General features: G+C 44.3%; 21 protein-coding genes. 15 read left to right on the forward strand and 6 right to left on the reverse strand.

Annotated elements, in window-relative coordinates:
* Positions 1 to 144: 144 nt before the first annotated feature.
* The gene (locus tag OAG1_RS06040) at positions 145 to 1,386 is read right to left on the reverse strand and encodes a cytochrome c peroxidase (protein WP_338624863.1); all 1,242 of its coding nucleotides are present in this window, start codon (positions 1,384 to 1,386) and stop codon (positions 145 to 147) included.
* A 125-nt stretch (positions 1,387 to 1,511) separates the two neighbouring features.
* Complete coding sequence (locus OAG1_RS06045) at positions 1,512 to 2,456, reverse strand: AraC family transcriptional regulator (protein ID WP_338624866.1); 945 nt, start codon at positions 2,454 to 2,456, stop codon at positions 1,512 to 1,514.
* 134 nt (positions 2,457 to 2,590) lie between these two features.
* Between OAG1_RS06045 and OAG1_RS06050 the strand changes: the two genes are divergently transcribed.
* The 10 genes from OAG1_RS06050 to OAG1_RS06095 all read left to right on the forward strand — a co-directional run bounded on the left by OAG1_RS06050 (position 2,591) and on the right by OAG1_RS06095 (position 9,711).
* Entirely contained in the window at positions 2,591 to 3,412 is an 822-nt protein-coding gene (locus OAG1_RS06050) for an NAD(P)H-binding protein (RefSeq protein ID WP_338624869.1), read from the forward strand.
* 165 nt (positions 3,413 to 3,577) lie between these two features.
* Positions 3,578 to 4,159, forward strand: coding sequence for an SCO family protein (locus tag OAG1_RS06055; RefSeq protein WP_338624872.1), 582 nt, complete (start codon positions 3,578 to 3,580; stop codon positions 4,157 to 4,159).
* Complete coding sequence (locus OAG1_RS06060; protein WP_338624874.1) at positions 4,156 to 5,655, forward strand: methyl-accepting chemotaxis protein; 1,500 nt, start codon at positions 4,156 to 4,158, stop codon at positions 5,653 to 5,655. The genes OAG1_RS06055 and OAG1_RS06060 overlap by 4 nt, the downstream gene beginning before the upstream one ends.
* A 196-nt stretch (positions 5,656 to 5,851) precedes the next feature.
* Positions 5,852 to 6,166 carry a hypothetical protein gene (locus OAG1_RS06065; protein ID WP_338624877.1) on the forward strand — a complete coding sequence of 105 codons (315 nt, stop codon included), beginning with the start codon at positions 5,852 to 5,854 and terminating at the stop codon, positions 6,164 to 6,166.
* 80 nt (positions 6,167 to 6,246) lie between these two features.
* The gene (locus tag OAG1_RS06070) at positions 6,247 to 6,417 is read left to right on the forward strand and encodes a hypothetical protein (protein ID WP_338624879.1); all 171 of its coding nucleotides are present in this window, start codon (positions 6,247 to 6,249) and stop codon (positions 6,415 to 6,417) included.
* A gap of 97 nt (positions 6,418 to 6,514) precedes the next feature.
* Positions 6,515 to 6,763: a DUF3297 family protein gene (locus OAG1_RS06075; protein WP_338624882.1), complete on the forward strand. Its 249-nt coding sequence runs from the start codon at positions 6,515 to 6,517 to the stop codon at positions 6,761 to 6,763.
* A gap of 200 nt (positions 6,764 to 6,963) precedes the next feature.
* Complete coding sequence (locus OAG1_RS06080; protein ID WP_338624884.1) at positions 6,964 to 7,488, forward strand: GNAT family N-acetyltransferase; 525 nt, start codon at positions 6,964 to 6,966, stop codon at positions 7,486 to 7,488.
* Positions 7,489 to 7,573: 85 nt separating this feature from the next.
* Positions 7,574 to 7,987, forward strand: a complete 414-nt coding sequence (locus tag OAG1_RS06085) for a lysozyme inhibitor LprI family protein (protein WP_338624887.1) — start codon at positions 7,574 to 7,576, stop codon at positions 7,985 to 7,987.
* 165 nt (positions 7,988 to 8,152) lie between these two features.
* Positions 8,153 to 8,668 (forward strand): TetR/AcrR family transcriptional regulator, encoded by a 516-nt coding sequence (locus OAG1_RS06090; protein WP_338624889.1) that lies wholly within the window; start codon positions 8,153 to 8,155, stop codon positions 8,666 to 8,668.
* Entirely contained in the window at positions 8,668 to 9,711 is a 1,044-nt protein-coding gene (locus OAG1_RS06095; protein ID WP_338624892.1) for an alcohol dehydrogenase family protein, read from the forward strand. Before OAG1_RS06090 ends, OAG1_RS06095 begins: the two co-directional genes overlap by 1 nt.
* A 123-nt stretch (positions 9,712 to 9,834) precedes the next feature.
* On the opposite strand, the gene OAG1_RS06100 is transcribed toward OAG1_RS06095, so the two are convergent.
* Entirely contained in the window at positions 9,835 to 10,266 is a 432-nt protein-coding gene (locus OAG1_RS06100) for a GNAT family N-acetyltransferase (protein WP_338624895.1), read from the reverse strand.
* Between the two features lie 346 nt (positions 10,267 to 10,612).
* Here OAG1_RS06100 and OAG1_RS06105 point away from each other — a divergent pair, with 346 nt between their 5' ends.
* Positions 10,613 to 12,100 (forward strand): fucose isomerase, encoded by a 1,488-nt coding sequence (locus OAG1_RS06105; protein ID WP_338624898.1) that lies wholly within the window; start codon positions 10,613 to 10,615, stop codon positions 12,098 to 12,100.
* A 74-nt stretch (positions 12,101 to 12,174) separates the two neighbouring features.
* Here the strand turns inward: OAG1_RS06105 and OAG1_RS06110 are convergent, their stop codons facing one another.
* A complete protein-coding gene (locus OAG1_RS06110) occupies positions 12,175 to 12,591 on the reverse strand; it encodes a hypothetical protein (RefSeq protein WP_338624900.1) in 417 nt (138 codons plus the stop codon).
* The gene (locus tag OAG1_RS06115) at positions 12,591 to 13,025 is read right to left on the reverse strand and encodes a T6SS effector amidase Tae4 family protein (RefSeq protein ID WP_338624903.1); all 435 of its coding nucleotides are present in this window, start codon (positions 13,023 to 13,025) and stop codon (positions 12,591 to 12,593) included. Before OAG1_RS06115 ends, OAG1_RS06110 begins: the two co-directional genes overlap by 1 nt.
* A 145-nt stretch (positions 13,026 to 13,170) precedes the next feature.
* On the opposite strand from OAG1_RS06115, the gene OAG1_RS06120 reads away from it, so the two are divergent.
* A complete protein-coding gene (locus OAG1_RS06120; protein ID WP_338624905.1) occupies positions 13,171 to 14,331 on the forward strand; it encodes a PQQ-dependent sugar dehydrogenase in 1,161 nt (386 codons plus the stop codon).
* On the opposite strand, the gene OAG1_RS06125 is transcribed toward OAG1_RS06120, so the two are convergent.
* Positions 14,332 to 14,916, reverse strand: a complete 585-nt coding sequence (locus OAG1_RS06125; RefSeq protein ID WP_338624907.1) for a TetR/AcrR family transcriptional regulator — start codon at positions 14,914 to 14,916, stop codon at positions 14,332 to 14,334. It abuts the gene before it with no gap.
* 274 nt (positions 14,917 to 15,190) lie between these two features.
* Between OAG1_RS06125 and OAG1_RS06130 the strand changes: the two genes are divergently transcribed.
* From OAG1_RS06130 to OAG1_RS06140, 3 genes are all read left to right on the forward strand, one after another.
* Entirely contained in the window at positions 15,191 to 15,802 is a 612-nt protein-coding gene (locus OAG1_RS06130; RefSeq protein WP_338624910.1) for a glutathione S-transferase, read from the forward strand.
* A gap of 113 nt (positions 15,803 to 15,915) precedes the next feature.
* A complete protein-coding gene (locus OAG1_RS06135) occupies positions 15,916 to 16,383 on the forward strand; it encodes a nuclear transport factor 2 family protein (protein ID WP_215426505.1) in 468 nt (155 codons plus the stop codon).
* Between the two features lie 121 nt (positions 16,384 to 16,504).
* Complete coding sequence (locus OAG1_RS06140; protein WP_338624912.1) at positions 16,505 to 17,455, forward strand: pyridoxamine 5'-phosphate oxidase family protein; 951 nt, start codon at positions 16,505 to 16,507, stop codon at positions 17,453 to 17,455.
* The last annotated feature ends 229 nt before the right edge of the window (positions 17,456 to 17,684 follow it).

Here is a 17,684-nt window from a genome sequence, read left to right on the forward strand (position 1 = left end):
ATCTCCATTAGCTGCATTGGTATTATAAGTGGTTTTACCAAGGCAGTTGTCAATCAATAAGGGCGCGCAGTATATAGCAGTGAGTGATGTTGTGAATACCAGAATGCTTATATCTACAATGCGCGCCATGTAAACATTTAGTGCCTAATTAAATGGGTCACTGTATTTTTCATCAGCCAACATCTCATGGTCGGTAAGGGTATTTAAGAAGGCGATGAGAGCTTGCTTCTCCTCTTCATCAAAGTTGAATTGGAAGGCTTGGCCATTTGAGTCTAACAGTGGTGCTCTTAGGTTTGGGTGTAGTTGAATGCCGCTGCTGTAATGATCGATCACTTGCTCTAAGTTAGCAAAACGGCCGTCGTGCATATAGGGCGGACGAATAGCAATGTTGCGCAGTGAAGGCGCTTTAAATTTTCCGCTGTCGTTGGTATTGCCGGTTGTTTCTGCAATACCTAAATCATCGGTGGATATCGCATCTAGTCCATTTACCGTGGCGGTAGTTCTAAGTACTGGGCCATTGGGTATTGGGCCTACAAATGCCTCACTAACATGGCAACCCGCGCAATTGGCACTATCTCCATTTTCATTTTCTCTCGGTAACAAGAAGAGATCTTTACCCAGGTTTTCTTGGGCGCTAAAACCTGGGAAATCAACACGTGGTGATAGCACCTCACTTCTGGCTACATCATATTTGGCAGTAGTACTTACCATGCTTCTTACAAATTGGGCTAAGGCTTTAGCAATACGGTCACTGGAAATGCTCTCATCACCAAAGGCATCGTTAAACAGTGCAGGGTAGTATGTTTGGTTGGAAACTATTTCTTCTAGCTCTGCGAGGATCAGCCCCATTTCTATTGGATCTTGAAATGGCATAAGCACTTGTTCTTCTAAAGTTGCTGCTCGCTCGTCCCAAAAGAACGTGCCACTAAAGTAAAAACGTGCGTTAACAATACTCATTGAATGACGGCGGGTTAGTTCGCCATCAAAACCAATGCTTTGCACTCGCGGGTCTGAGAAGCCATGTTCCGCTAAATGACAAGATGCGCAGGCTGTCGTGCCGTTGGCACTTAGCTTTTTATCGTAGAAAAGTACTCGGCCTAAGGTGGCGCCAGCATCGGTAACGGGGTTGTCTACCGGTGTATTGTCAAACTCGATGGCGGCATGTTGAAACTGAGATTGCGCCGGAAAGTTGTTTTCAGTGTAGTGAGTGGGTAGGGCAATATTGGCGTAATTAAAATGCGCTTCGGGTAAGTTTAGTGCCGATTCTGGCTCGGTGATAGGAGGGGCAACTTCTGTATTATCTTCACTTGAGCTTGTTTCACCATCGCCACCACAAGCACCGAGCAAAAGTACCAAACCAAGTTGAGTAGCAAACTGTTTTATCATCACTGACGTGTACCTTAAAAATTCCTTTTTTTTAAACTAACAGCTGCAGTGTAAAGATGTGTAAACCTGCCTAATCTCTGGCGATAGTGTGACGTAATACTAGAGTCAACAAACCTTTACGTTAGTTAAAGCACTTTACCGGGAGAGACACCAATTACCCGCTTAAACGCCCGAGAAAATGCCGCTTCAGAGTTATAGCCGAGCTCTTCGGCCAGTTCAATTAAAGGAACATGCTGTTGCTGTAAGCGCTGATGAGCGAGATTCATTCGCCATTGAGTGAGGTAGTTTTTAACGCTGTTGCCAATGAGTTGGCTAAAGCGGGCAGAAAACCCTGAGCGCGACATACCACACTCTTGAGCTAGGCTAGCCACCGTCCAGCTTTTTTCTGGTTGGTGGTGAATCGCCCGTAAGGCGATGCCTATTTGTTTATCGCGTAATGCTCCCAACCAACCTTCACTGGCTTGTGGCGCTTGCTCAAGCCAATGGCGGATGAGCTGTATCACCAAAATATCGGCCAAGTGGGTAATGATGGTTTCCCCGCCTGGTTTAAGTAGCTGCGCTTCAGCGGTAATAAGGTCAAGGGTACTGGTAAGCCATTGCGGGTGTTCTAACTCACTTTGGTGCAGGCTTAATACTGGCGGCAATTGCTGAATGAGTTGTTGCGCCGCCAGCTGGTCGAAGCCGAGCACACCACAGGTTACCTCTGTTAACTCGCCGCTTAGGTTAATCTCTAAGGTTTCGTATCTCTCACTTAGGCGTTTTACCCCAGACTCAAACAATGGCGTGGGGCTTAGTTGAGGATTGCTCGTTAAGGTATGACCAAGTGTATGCGGTATTAATACCAAACTGCCTTGTTTTAGTTGTTGCGGAGCTTGATTGGCAATACACAACCAGCACTGGCCTTTAGTCACTATGTGAAACATCAACTTGCCAGGCAAAAGCGGCATAGAGATAGACCAGTCCCCGCGCAACACCGAGCGACAATACAAACCGCCATCTACCCGCAGTTGATGCAGCGTTTCTCCCAAAGGGTCGTTAGCAGTAGGAAAAAATACCTGATTGATGGACATAACCCTTAATCTCGCTAATTTGGACGAATAGTTAAAAATTGTAGCTTTAAGGGCATTAAACATCCAGTTGCTTTATCAAATACTAAATAGGTGATTAACACACTAGGTCTTCAACAAGTATTTAGGAGCACAAGATGACAGCAACCACCTTAATTATTGGCGCAAAAGGTAAAACCGGACGTCGCGTAGAATCACTACTGCAAGCTAAAGGCATAAGTACTCGCGGTGTTTCCCGCTCAAGCTCTACAGCTTTTGATTGGCTCAAACCAGATACTTGGCTAGAGGCAATGCAGGGTTGCGAGTCTGCTTACGTAACTTACCAACCCGATCTGGCGGTTCCCGCCGCGAAACAACACATTGCGGAGTTTATCGTACAGGCTAAAAAAGCCGGCATAAAACACCTAGTGTTGCTATCGGGAAGAGGTGAACAAGGCGCCGAGCAGGCAGAGCAGCAACTTATTAATAGCGGTTTAAAGTGGAATGTAGTGCGAGCCAGTTGGTTTTCGCAAAACTTTAGCGAGGGCTTTTTAATAGAGTCTGTTTTAGCTGGGCAAGTTGCTTTACCCGCCGCAGACGTGCTCGAACCTTTTGTTGATGTAGACGACATTGCCGAGGTGGCGGTAGCTTGTTTAACTAAACCTGCTTTAGCAAATACCCTGTATGAAGTAACGGGTCCCGAGTTATTAACTCTGCGCGACTGCGTGACGCAAGTTGCTCAAGCGCAAAATAAGCCCATTGAGTTTATCGAAATTAGCGTAAGTCAGTTTGTTGAAGCGCTAAAAAACCAAGGCATGCCAGCAGACATGCTATGGCTAATGAAGGAGTTATTTGGGTCGGTAATGGATGGTCGAAATAGCCATTTATGCAAGGGGGTCGAGCAAGCTTTGGGGCGCAAACCTAAATCATTTTCTAGCTATGCAGCGGAAGCTCATGCAGCAGGTGCTTGGCAGCGATAGTTTAAATCAACGTCTCCATTAACAAGCGAGTGCTGGACATTCGCTTTTTCTTTTCTCTATGGCCTTTATTCGCATGGCTATTGCCTCGCTAAAAAATGAGAGACAGTTCAAAAACTCGCTTACTGATAACTGGGTTACTAGTCTGGCTGCAACTAAGCTGAAATGATGAACAAGTATCTCGTTAAATTTAGGGCACTTTTACTGTCTGTTTGCCCAGTTATGTTTGCTTTTGCGTTGCCATTTGTAAAACCAGTTTCCCAAACTGGCGATTTTTATGGGCAACTTAGCCAAGCTCAGGCTTACAATATTTTGCTAAATCAGCAGGGTGAGCTGAATGATTACCAAGGCAAATATACCTATTTGTTTTTGGGCTTCCAGGGGTGTAGTCAGGCGTGCCCTCGCCAGTTACTCAATCTAGCAGCCTTAGCCGATGATGCTGCATTACAGGGCGCCCAGTTTTTGTATATTGATTTAGTCGTGGCTGCCACTCACCAGACCTTTAGCTCTGCGATGTTAAACAAGGTGGAGTTTCGTCAGGTTGCTGATTTTCAGCAATCAATCGAGGTCTCACAACGCTTTCCAGGTTACGTCTCAACCAGTTTCGACCAGCAGGTTGTTGACCATTCAGCATACTTGTACCTGCTTAACCCTCTAGGTGAAGTGAGCTTGGTGTATACCCAGCAAAACCTTGATATTAGCCAGGTAGTTACCGATTTTAAGTTATTGCAACAAGGTGATTTATTATGATTTCTAACTCCGCACAGCTAGCCGACAAGCAGGTGCTGTATATTCTGCTGGCTCATTTACCGGTAGTAGGGCTGCTGGTACCTATTGGTTACGCAAGCCATTCTTTTGCGCTAACCATGTCGGTGCTCATCTCTATTGTAGCCTTGCTTAACTATACGTATATGCGCGGCACTCGCTTGTCTTCTTGCATAAATGCCATGTTGCTGATGGTGTATTCCATGGTAATGATTCAGGCCCAATTGGGCCGATTAGAAATGCATTTTCATATCTTTGCCGCCTTGGCGTTTGTATTGATCTACAAAGATTGGTTACCGGTGGTGGCTGCAGCGGGATTAATTGCAGTGCATCACTTGGTGTTTACTGCTTTACAGCTAAATGATGCGAGCTTGGGCGGTATACCAGTGATTTTATATAGCACTGGTTGTTCTTGGGGAACGGCTTTTGTGCATGCAGCTTTTGTGGTGGTAGAAAGCGGGGTACTGATTTTTTACGCGATCAACATGGCTAAGGATGCGAAGGTATCGAACTCGGTTATTTTGGCCGTCGATAAGTTGGCCGAAAATAAAGACCTTACCGCCACTATTACCAGCAATACTGAGCACCCCACAGTGATTGCATTTAATACTTTAATAACCGAATTCAATGAGCTGTTTAGCGACTTAAAACAGTCTATTGTGGATATAAATAATTTAGTGAGTGGGCTAAACCAGCAAAGTAGCGAAACCAAAGAAATTGTTATGCAGCAAATGCAGCAAAGTGATTCTGTCGCTAGCGCCTCTGTGCAGTTATCTCATTCGGCGCGTAACGTGTCTGATAATGCCAGCAATGCGGCAAATGCGGCGGAATCTGTAGAGACGCAAATTCAGTCTGGCTCAAAAGATGTAGATGAATCGGTAGCTGCTACGCAAACATTAAATAGCTTGCTTAGTGATTCGGAAGTTTATACCAGCCAACTTAACGAAAATGTTCAGGGAATTAATGCAGTTATCGAAGTGATTAAAGCGATATCGGAACAAACTAATTTGCTGGCCTTAAATGCAGCCATTGAAGCCGCCCGTGCAGGCGAGTTAGGGCGCGGTTTTGCGGTAGTGGCTGATGAAGTGCGGGCATTGGCAGCTAGAACCCAGCAATCGACCGGCGAGGTTAATCAAATCATCGATACCTTGCAAACTAACGCTTCGCAAGTGGTGGATTCAATGCAAAAAGGGCTGGTGTATTCCGATGAGTCTAAAGCCAAAATTGAGTCTGGCGGTAGCACTCTTTCTCAGATTAATCAGAGCGTAAGTGATATGCGCGATGTGAATACCCAAATAGCTAATAGCACCACCGAACAAACCGATGCTTGTAACCAAATAGAACAAAGTATTAATGAGATAAGAGACAAAAATACCGTGTTAATTGAGCAAAGCCAGTTGCTTGCCGACACCGCTGAGAAAGTCGCTAATACCATGCTTTCGCTCGAGCAACGAGTTGCTTTGTATCAAACTCAAAAGTGATTTTATGGCAGAAGGCAAAGCTTAGTTCTTTGCCTTGCTTACCTTAGTTTGGGCTGTGACTAGATACTAGCAGGCTGGTAAAAAATTTTACTCAAGTGCAACCATCTACACTGCTTTTTACACATTAATCGTAGGCGGCGATAATCCTCGTAGTTTATTGTAAAATGGGTTCTATACCCCTATCGCTAGAGTAAACATGGACGTTAAACCTTACATAGATTATTTCGAAGAAATTGCTCATCTAGAAAGAGATAAGCAGTTTGACTTGTTAGAGCAGGCTTGTGAGCAGATTAATGCTTCCAGTCCTTTACCAGTATTTCCGCTGATTACTCATTTAGTGCGTTTAGGTTTATTGTTGCTATTGCTTGGTGGCAGCTATGCACTCTTTGGTTTAACCATTTGGATCTTAGCCTTAGCTGGTGTACTGGGTTTGTTAGCTGCACGTGTAGTAAGCAGCGAAATAACCGACACACTTATTCGCAAGGCGCTTAAATCACTTTTACTTGAATAAGAATATGTTGACTCATATCAAAAGCTTATAGCGCTTTATTACTTAGCCTCTTGGGGTGTTTTAACCTCAAGGAATAGAGTATGAGCAAGTGCGGACAATGCAGGCAATTTACCCGAACACGTGAAAACCAAAAAGATTTTTGTGGAGCATGGGAACAGCCAACCATGGCTGATCGTCAAGCCTGCGATTTTTTTGCAGCTAAAAAACCTTCTAGTAACCCAACTTCCTTAGCGTCAGAGTCTGGCAGCTAGCACTGGCAAGAGAGCTTAGCGTGATGTTTCCATTTATTGAGTCTAGCGCTGGCATTGTCTACAATGACGCACTTTTTACGTATTTCAGGTAGTTAACATGAGCGACAACAACGCTAAACCTGCTTTGCCAGATCATCTTGCGGGCAACCCTCGCAGCCCTTTCCATGTTGCAGAGTGTTTTGAGCACGATATTGGCATTAAACTTAATGGCAAAGAGCGCACCGACGTTGAAGAATACTGCATTAGCGAAGGTTGGGTAAAAATCCCTTCAACTAAAGCTAAAGACCGTTTTGGCCAGCCAATGCTCATTAAACTTAAAGGCGAAGTGGAAGCGTTTTACAAGTAGGCCCGCTACCACAAATAGCTAAGCCATAGTGCTGTTAAGCCATAACGCCTTAACAGTACTATGGCTTTTTTATTGGCTAAAGCAGCCGATAAAGATTAAAAGTGATAATCTGCATTTTATTAGCTTGTTCCGAATGAGGATAAGCTCTTAGATGAAAAAATTGTCCTCCAAATTGCAGCGATATATTCAAAGAGAACTTAGTGAAACCATTTGAAACACCGAGGTTGGTAGTAAGGCCATTATCTTATCAAGACCTTACGGCTTTAGCTGAAATACTACGTGACCCAGAAGTTATGAAGTATTCAGTTCGTGGAGTCTGTGATGAAGACGCTACGCGAGACTTTATAGGCTGGTGTTTAAAATGCTATTCGTCTCATAGGTTTGGCCCATGGGCTTTGGTTGAGAAAATATCAGATAAGTTTATAGGCTTTTGTGGAGTTTCACCTGAGATAGTCAGCGGCGTTGAGGAGATCAACTTAGGCTACCGTTTAGCACGTTCATATTGGCATCGCGGCTTTGCAACAGAAGCGGTTAAAGGTGTAATAGAGTATGTTTTCGAGCAAGAAAGGCGTGAATCTGTAGTTGTTCTTATCGAGCCAGAACATGCTGGATCAATTAGGGTGGCAGAAAAGGCTGGATTCGTTGAATACAGTCTTCAGCAATTTCATAAGCGACCGGTGCGCTTGTACCGAATGACTCGTCAGCACTGGAAATTGCGTAATTGATTGTCGTGACGAACGGTGTCGCGAATTTATATCTGTTGTCTATTAAGCGATGTGATTTGTTAAACAAGAATTGGTTGAATACAAAATGATGAAAAAGTACATCTTATTAACTTTGTTGAGTTTTTCGTTTGCCATTGGAGCAGCGGATGAACCTCTTGATTGTGAAAATGCTATTTCTACCTTCTACACTAATAAGTGTGCTGCTATTGAGTTGGAAGCAGCAGATGCAAAGTTAAGCCAGTATTTGCAAGCTAGCTTTAAGCACAATGCTTATGATCCTGAGTTGATAATTGCTATTAAGGCAGCTCAAACGGATTGGGAAGCTTATATGTCTTCTCATTGTGACTCTATTTATACACAATGGCGAGAAGGCTCGATTCGAGGTGTTATGGCTATCTCTTGTAAAACGGCCTTAACTAAGCAGCGAACTCACGATATTTGGTCAAACTTTTTAACTTATATGGACAGTACGCCCCCAGTTTTACCCGAGCCTAAATAAGCTGCAGCTTTTCACCTTTATCTCAATCAGTTAACGCAAGCACCACCTTTACCTTCACCTCTACCCCGACCCCAATAGTGCCTCTGGCTTAAATGTTCTGTTGACCTCGGTAGAGTGTTTATTCTACCATTGCCAGTAGAATGAACACTCTACTTGAGAACGTCAATGCTTGAACAACAAATTGCTGAACAACTTGAGCGGGCATTTAGCGACTATGGGTTTACCGAGCCTAGTGTTGCTAAATTGCAAAAGGCCTCTGGGGTAAGCTTGCGAACCTTATATCGCTATTATCCTTCTAAAGAATCGATGGTAATTGGCGCTTTGCAGCATAGACATGCTCGCTATTTGGCGTTGCTTTCAGCTGAGCAAACAAACTCGCGAAAAGACAATCTGTTGGCAATATTTAGGCAACTAGAACAGTGGATGCAAACTCAAGCACCCAGCGGGTGCATGTCGATGAGTGCTTTGGCAGCGTATCCCGATAACACTTTAATTAGCGAGGCAGTAAAGCAACATAAGCAAGATTTGTTAGCCCTGTTTGAAACGTGCTGTGGCGATGAAGCGCTAGCCATGCAAATCTTTTTGCTGCACGAGGGGGTAAGCGCTGCTTGGCCGGTAATTGGTGCTCCCAGCTTTGAAGCTGCTCAACTCACTTTAGAACAACTTTTAGGTAATTCGTAATGACAACTCTTCCAAATGTAATGTGTGCCGTGCATATGACCGGTCACGGAGATACCGATAAACTGAGCTATCGCAGCGATGTAGCAATGCCGATTATTGGCGCGCGTGATGTATTAATTAAAGTCGCGGCCGCCGGGGTAAACAATACCGATATTAATACCCGCATTGGTTGGTATTCGAAAAGTGACAAGGCCGATGACGCCTCTTGGTCGAGTGAGGCTTTGCAGTTTCCGCGTATTCAAGGTGCCGATGTGTGTGGCTATATTGTGGCCGTAGGCGAGCAGGTTGATGCAAGTAGAGTAGGAGAACGGGTACTTATTGAGCCTTGTTTAACGGAAGCGAATGGCAAAGCGCTAGAGCAAGCTTGGTACTTTGGCTCGGAGTGTGATGGCGGCTTTGCCGAATACACTAAAGTAGCGGCTAGCCATGCCTACAAAATAACCAGTAAATATAGTGATGCAGAGCTCGCGTCTTTTCCTTGCTCTTACTCTACTGCAGAAAACTTACTGACCCGCGCTAAGGTTAAACAGGGTGACAAGGTACTAATTACTGGTGCTTCCGGTGGTGTTGGTTCGGCGGCCATTCAATTGGCTAAAGCACGTGGCGCGTATGTGCTTGCGCTCACTAGCCCAAGCAAGCAGCAAATGATTGAAGAGCTAGGCGTTGATGAAGTGGTACTGCGCAGTGACAAGCTTAGCGATGTGATGTCTGCGAACAGTGTCGACGTAGTCATTGACCTAGTTGCCGGTAGTTTGTTCCCTCAGTTGCTTGAGGTTCTAAGGCCAAAAGGCCGTTACGCGGTATCGGGCGCGATTGGCGGAGCCATGGTGGAATTAGACGTTCGCACCTTGTACTTAAAAGACTTAAGTTTCTTTGGTTGTACGGTGATAGAGCCGGAGGTTTTTGGTAATTTAATTGCTCACATCGAGCGGGAAGATATCGCGCCGCTAGTTGCGCATACTTACCCATTAAAAGAGATAGTGGCTGCGCAAACCACTTTCTTAGAGAAAAAATTCTTAGGTAAAATTGTGCTAACGATGTAGCAAGCTACGCGCTACACATCTTGTTTGTCTATTAAACAAAGCGCTTAATCAAAAAGCCCCGAAGTAAAGTTGCTACGGGGCTTTTCGGATCTGCAGAGCGTTACTAGCTTCTGAGTTAATGAGTTAAAGGCTTAAGTGCAAAATGGGGAAAGGCTTTCCCATGTCATCAAGAGGAGAGCGAGATACAAGCTTAAATCCCATGTGTTGATAGAAACCTACCGCAGCTGGATTTTGCTCATTCACATCTACTTTAGTGCAGTTTAAGGTGTCGATAGCATATTGCAGCAACAGCTTACCAATGCCTTGCTCACGTGCAGAGTTGGCAGTAAACAGCATTTCTATTTTTTCATCGTTAGCGCCAATAAAACCAATAATAGCACCGTTGGCATCTTTAACGCAGCGCAGGGCTACAGCAGGAAAGGCCTGCTCAAAGATGATAGGTTTAAAGAACTCAATATCATCTTCTGTAATAAAGTCGTGAGTTACTCTCACCGAGTCTTCCCAAAGACTAAGCATTTCTGGGTAATCTTCAGCACGCACATTTTCTACAATCATTATTTTTCTCAGAGTACTTGAATCAATTTGGACGGCTAAAATAACCGTACTTTTTACCCGCCAATATTAGCAAATAAACTGCTATTAGAGATAAGTATCGTCTTTGGGCTAGGCTTATTTTTTAGGTGGCTAGGCGTCGTAATTTGCCTTAACAAATTTGTTGCTGGTATGTCGTAAACCACTTTCCTCACTAACGCTTTTTAATATGAGTATTTCGTTATTTCGCAAGCGAAACCTTTGTTGATCCGTATCAATTCATCTACTGCACCGCTCTCATTCACACTAGGGCAACTATAAAACAAAAGCTAAAACCAAGGTCAAAGACCAAACACCCGTGGAGCGAGTGATGATAAATATCCCACAAGTAAAATTAGGTATTGTTGCGGTTAGCCGCGATTGTTTCCCACTTTCATTGTCTGAGCAGCGCCGCAAAGCGGTGGCTGCAGCGTGTACTGAAAAAGACATTCAAGTGGTTGAGCTACAAACCATTATCGAAAATGAAAACGACGTAGTGAAAGCCTTAGCTGAAGCCGAGCAAGCAGGCATTAATTCACTGGTTATTTATTTAGGCAACTTTGGCCCAGAAGGACCACTAAGCATTATGGCGCAGCGATTTGCTGGCCCAACCATGTTTGTAGCTGCCGCCGAAGAAGCCACCGCAGGGCTTAAAGATGCACGCGGCGATGCATACTGCGGCGTATTAAATGCTTCTTACAGTGCTGGTTTGCGTAACTTGGCTGTGCATATTCCAGAATACCCAGTTGGCACGCCAAGTGAAGTAGCCAAAATGATTGGCGATTTTGTACCGGTTTCTCGCACAATTTTGGGTTTACAAGGGCTTAAGATTTTCTCGTTTGGCCCGCGTCCACAAGATTTTGTGGCTTGTAATGCGCCTATTAAAGCCTTGTTTGATCTTGGCGTAGAGATCATGGAAAACAGTGAGCTTGATTTACTGGATATCTATCAAGCTGCCGAAGGCCATGCCGACATTCCTAAAATTGTTGCCGAGATGGAAGCGGAACTTGGTGATAACAACCCATACCCAGATTTGTTACCAAAGCTTGCTCAGTATGAAGCGGCCTTGCTAGATTTTCATGCGGCTAATATGGGCGCGTCTACTTTTGGGGTGTTTGCCAATAAGTGCTGGCCGTCGTTTGAGAAGTTCTTTGGCTTCGTGCCATGTTACGTAAATGCACGTTTAGCGCAGCGCGGTATTCCGGTTGCTTGTGAAGTGGATATTTACGGTGCCTTGTCTGAGTACATGATCACCTGTGCCACTAACCACCCAGCCACCTTGTTAGACATTAACAACACTGTGCCACAAGACATGGTTGAGGCTAACGCAGCGGTAATGGGTAACTATACGGCGAAAGACTTATTCATGGGCTTCCACTGTGGTAATACTGCGCCAAGCTGCATGAAAAATTCGCAACTGCGCTTCCAAAAAATTATGCATAGCTTAATGGAACCAGGCAAAGAACCGGATATCACTCGCGGTACCCTAGAAGGTCAAATTAAGCCGGGTGAAGTTACTTTATTCCGCTTGCAGTCAACTGCCGACACCAAGCTTTGTGCTTATGTGGCTCAAGGTGATATCTTAGATATCGATCCGCAATCGTTTGGTGCAATTGCTGCCTTTGGTATCCCAGAAATGCAACGTTTTTACCGCCATGTATTGGTTGAGAAACGCTATCCGCACCACGCTGGTATTGCTTTTGGCCACGTAGCTAAAACGCTGTACCAAGTGCTTAACTTATTGGGTGTGTCTGACATCGATTACAACCAGCCTGCTCAAGAGCGCTATCCAAACGAAATCCCAAGTGTGTTTTTATAAACGCGTAAATAGGTAAAATTGCAGCCTTGAAAGCCGACCTTAGTCGGCTTTTTCAGGTTTTAAGCCTTTGTCGTTTAGTTACTTTTCATCTTGGATGAAAATATCTCAAAGCTTTTAGCTTCAAGTGCCAAATCGCATCTTGAAAACGGCTTTATGTAGTCAGTTTGATAAAGGTTATTTTGTTTATCTATACCAATTGAAGTCGCTTGAGCATTACATGAAGATTCTGATTTAAGGCTGTTTTCTATGAAGAAAACGTACATACCATTGACGTATAAGATTTTAGGAACGTTAGTTCTTCCATGTGTCATTATTGAACAATGGCCTTCTTGAGAGAATTCAGGCTCAATTGTTTGTTTTTCTCCATTAACTTCAACTATCAGTGTGCAGTTGCTTAATAATTCCACTTTAGAATCAAAGACTTCTAATGCAGCTGCGTGACTAACTAAGCTGAAGCTAAACGTGATAAGTCCGAGTGTGATTCTTTTCATTAAGTTAAACTCCAAAACCAAATGGTTTCAGCATCCCAATAGTGGTTTCCTACAGCATCCGTTTTATCCCATAAATCTATGTGTCCTTGCCCATCAAAACCTGGAATGTTCATAAAGCAAATAATACCGGTTTCTGATTTTATGTTGTCTGGGATAGTAGCGTTAGGCGTACCATTCCATCCCTTAGTTCTTGAGCCTAAAACACTAGGCTTTGAGAGCACTGAGGCTAAGTCTTGAGCTCCTCGTAAATAGCCATGTGGGCATTTATTTTTTGCTGAGCCTTTAAACCTAGATAAGAATAAGCTATTTGTTTTAACTAATGCTTCACTCATTCTAATTGCACATGTATTTGGAAAATACATTGTACAATCATGAGCATCGTAAGAATTCGGTGAGTAATTACTTTTTAGATTACGAAAGGTTATGTTGATCATGCTAACTCCTTATAATTTCTTTAAATTAACAAAAAGATAGCTTCGATAAAACCATATTGATTAATTAGTTATTATAAGTTGTGTTTAATTCACATAATCTCTAGTAAAGAATGACTAGTAGTTCTTGGAAATGGTGGGGTTTGTTATGAAAAAGTCTTCGCAATTCGCAGTACTTTTTAGGTTTATTGCATTTAGTTTAATGGGTGGAAGCTTGCCTGTGGTAAACGCAGAGCAGTTATCTACGCTCACCAGCCAAGATTACAACTTAGAAGTAGAGACTCTCACTAAACTGCCAGGTGTGCCTTGGGGCATGGCTTGGCTTAATGCAGATACATTGATTGTTACTTTGCGCCATGGTGAGTTAGTAAGTGTTAACCTCACTCAAGCTAAACAAGGGAAGAAAGCTTGGAAAAGTATTGCAGGTTTACCGGCAATTTGGGCGCAGGGTCAAGGCGGATTGTTAGATGTTGTGCGTGGTCCCGATGGAAGCTTCTATTTAACCTACAGCAAACCACTCAATGGCAGCGGCGTAACAACCCTAGCCAAAGCGCAAATAAAGCAAAATGAATTTGGCCAAGTGATGATGAGTAACTGGCAAGATGTGCTCGTTACCGACTCTGCGGGTTCTACTAATCGTCATTACGGCAGTCGAATTGCGTTCGATGACTCTTATCTGTATTTCTCTGTTGGTGATAGGGGGGAGCGTGACAATGGCCAGAATACCGCTAACCATGCAGCCAGCATCATTCGAATAAATCTTGATGGTAGCCTACCAAGCAACAACCCTTTTGTAGCTAATAATAAAGTAGCCGACGCTATATATAGTTACGGTCACCGCAATCCTCAAGGCCTCGCTTATGATACAAAGCACCAGCGCCTATGGGCTATAGAGCACGGCCCGCGTGGTGGTGATGAGCTAAATCTAATTGAAGCAGGCGCTAACTATGGTTGGCCGATTACCTCTCATGGTAAGGAATATTGGGGGCCGCTAAAGGTTGGTGAAGCAGAAATTAAAGAAGGCATAAACTCACCCTTAAAAGTGTATGTACCTTCTATTGCGCCTGGTTCACTAATGCTTTACTCCGGTGCTGCTTTTCCGGCTTGGCAAGGTGACTTACTAAGCGGTGCATTAAAGCTACAGCATATTAACCGCATCATTATGGATGAAAACGGTATGCCCGTTGGCGAAGAGCGTTTACTTGAAGACTTGAACGAACGGGTGCGCGCGCTACTTAGCGATAGCCAAGGAAACATCTATTTTAGTGGTGATAGCGGCAATATTTACAAGCTTAGCCCAGCGCTATAGCTATGCCGCTACGGCATAGCTGTTTAACAGTACTTCAGCCACTGCTTTAGCTTGCTTGGCTGATGCCGAATCGTTAGTGGTGTGAGCGCCTACTATCGCGCCATCGGCTAAAATAGCTAGCTGTTTGGCCGTCTCTAAAGGTTGGGTGAGTGCTAACTCACTTAACTGTTGTTCGATAAGTTTTATCACCAAATTTTTATGTTCGGTGCAGGCAATATGTACCGGATTATCCGCTTGGTGGTATTCGGCAGAGGCATTAATAAACATGCAGCCAAAAAAGTTATCTGAGTTAATCCAGCTATCAAGAGCATCAAAAAAGGCCATGATGCGGGCAAACTGTGGTTGGCACTTTTGCTGGGGAGCAAGCTGTTCAATGCTGTTTTCTAATAGCTCCAATAGCTGCTGATCACGCCGATACAAGCAAGCAACGATAAGATCTTCTTTCGATTTAAAATGGTTATACAAGGTTTTTTTGGCCACGCCAGATTCGGCCAAAATGGTATCAATACCCGTAGCTCTAAAACCGTGTTGGTAAAACAGCCCTTGGGCGGTGTCGATAAGTAAATCGCGTTTAGTACTGGCCATAATGTTTCCTGATTGCTTCGTGTTAAGTATACCGCTCTGTCTCCTGATTCGGCAAACTCTCTGGTTCACAAATTTTTCAAATTTAAATTCTCTTTTTAAAACAACTTATTAGCTGGCTATCCAAGTTTTCAGCTGCTCTTGGGGTGATATTTTTATTGACATAGACAGATCTGTCTCCTAATTTAAATGGCAAGTAGACAGACTTGTTTACTTTGCTAAGGCAGAGTCATCAGGGTTGTCAGCCAAGAATGTTTAATCAACTAAGGATAAGGTTATGTTAAAGCTTTACGATTTCGAGTTATCTGGTCACGCCCATCGAGTGAGATTGATGCTGGCTTTGCTAAAACTGCAGTATCAAAAAATTCCAGTAAACTTAGCGCAAGGAGAGCACAAACAAGACGCTTTTCGCTCGATTAACCCTTTTACTCAAGTACCGGTACTTGACGATGAAGGTCTGGTGATTCGAGATTCCATCGCCATTATCATTCACCTTGCCAACACCTATGCGCCGAGCTGGAACCCCAAAAACAGCGAACAACAAGCGCAAATTCAACAATGGTTGGCGCTAGCTGCACGCAACCTCGCCGAAGGGCCAGCTCGCGCTCGTTTAATTACGGTATTTGGCGCCAAGTTTGATCAAGAGGCAGTCATTGAAGCCAGCCATCAAATGTTGTCGATTATTGATGGTTTGCTTGAAGGTAAAGCGTGGATGGTGGGAGAGCGAGCCAGTATTGCCGACGTAGCATGTTACTCCTACATCGCTCATGCACCAGAAGGCAAGGTTGAGCTAGATGCATACCCAAATATTTTGCGCTGGTTAGCGAATGTAGAAGCGCTTGATGGATTTGTTGCAATGCAAAAAACTCCCTTAAAAGAAGCCGTTTAAGTTAGTGCAAATAGCTCGGTGTTTAGCGATGTAAACGCCGAGCTAGCCTAAAAATTGCTTAAACAGAACGCATTCAATCAATTACGACTCAAACATAGGAAAACAGCATGACCATAGAGCAACGCCTTCCACTACCGCCGTTTAATGCCGACACGGCTGCACTAAAAGTGCGCATGGCTGAAGATGGTTGGAATTCACGCAACCCAGAAAAAGTGGCTTTAGCCTATACCAAAGATAGCCAGTGGAGAAACCGCGATAGCTTTATTAAGGGCCGCGAGCAAATTCAGCAGTTTTTAAGCGAAAAGTGGGAAAAAGAACAAGCTTACCGTTTGATTAAAGAGTTATGGGCCTATAGCGGTAACCGTATTGCGGTGCGATTTGCCTACGAGTGGCAAGACAAAGCTGGCCAATGGTATCGCGCTTACGGCAACGAAAACTGGGAGTTTGATGAAAATGGCTTAATGCAAAGTCGTCATGCCAGCATTAATGACCTAGCAATAAGCGAAGAAGAACGGCTGTTTCATTGGCCGCAAGGGCGCAGACCAGACGACCATCCAAGCTTGAGTGACTTGGGTTTATAACAAAGCAGGGGCGAAGTGTATTGCTCCGGTTTAATGATGTTGGTTATTGGGTGAGTTGGTGGTGTTGCAAAGGGGGCTTTGGCAGTGGTAGCTAAAGCCCAAAGCATGAGAGGGTGAGTTTATGGCTGTTTTTCACAAAGGTGAGCTAAGCGTACAACAACAGGTTGGCGTGGCCGATATCGCAAGAGCCATTGGTGATAAAGCCATTCGAAACTATATGCCCGAGCAGCACCGAGAGTTTTTTAGCCAACAAGCTTTGTTGTATGCCGGCGTGCTAGACAATCAAGGGCACCCCTGGGCAACTCCTATTTTGGGCGAGCAGGGTTTTGTTAGCTCGCCCAATGCTACCACCTTGTCCATCGAGGCAAGGGCGCTAATCGAATACGCGCAAGTTGCTCGGTTGTCGGTGGGCGACAGCATAGGCTTGTTGGGCTTGGAGTTTACTACTCGTAGGCGTAATCGTGTGAATGGTTTGGTTGCGTACTCAAGAGAGCAAGCGCTGCGTTTTGAGGTACAGCAAAGCTTTGGCAATTGTCCCAAGTACATTCAAAAGCGCGAGTTGAAACCAAGTGTGTTTAACCATGCTTTTGTGCCCAAAGCTGAAGACTTTCACGAGCTGGCGGCAAATGATGCAGTGCTTGAGCAGGTATTAAGGCATTGCGATACCTTTTTTATTGCCTCTAGAGCTGCCGCGCTAAATAGTGAAGACAGCGATGGAGTCGATATCTCTCACCGCGGCGGTAAGCCGGGCTTTATCCATGTGCTTAAGAGCAGTAACGGTAAAATGCCAAGCCTAGTGTTCCCCGATTTTTCGGGCAACAATTTATTCAATACCCTTGGCAATATAGTGGCCGATCCAAGAGTGGGTTTGTACATACCAGATTTTGAAACCGGATGTAGTTTTTGGATTAAAGGTAAGGCATCAATCATTTGGGATGTGTCGCAGGTAAAACCTTATCCGGGCGCACAACGTTTTGTGCAAGTCAGCATTGAGCAATGCTTAAGTTTAACCACGCCTACCTTAGTACAACATTCAGATGTAGAGTTTTCACCGGCTTTTGTGAAAGCATAAAATAAAGCGTTTTACCCACTGTCGGTAGCTGCGAATAGTGGACTCCCTAAAACGTTTGGTTCGCATTTTTTCTTCTATAGCTGAGATAAGGTGAGCTCTTTGCAATCTCTATTTTCTGCTCAATTATGCAGTTATCTTGCAGTTACTTCTTCCACAATAGCTTGTTTCCTTTCATGCTGATGTTTTTGTTATTTTTCGAGCTAGGTGGCTGATGTAGCTTAGGAAAGGT

Source organism: Agarivorans sp. OAG1, from assembly GCF_037076485.1.
GTDB classification, from domain to species: domain Bacteria; phylum Pseudomonadota; class Gammaproteobacteria; order Enterobacterales; family Celerinatantimonadaceae; genus Agarivorans; species Agarivorans albus.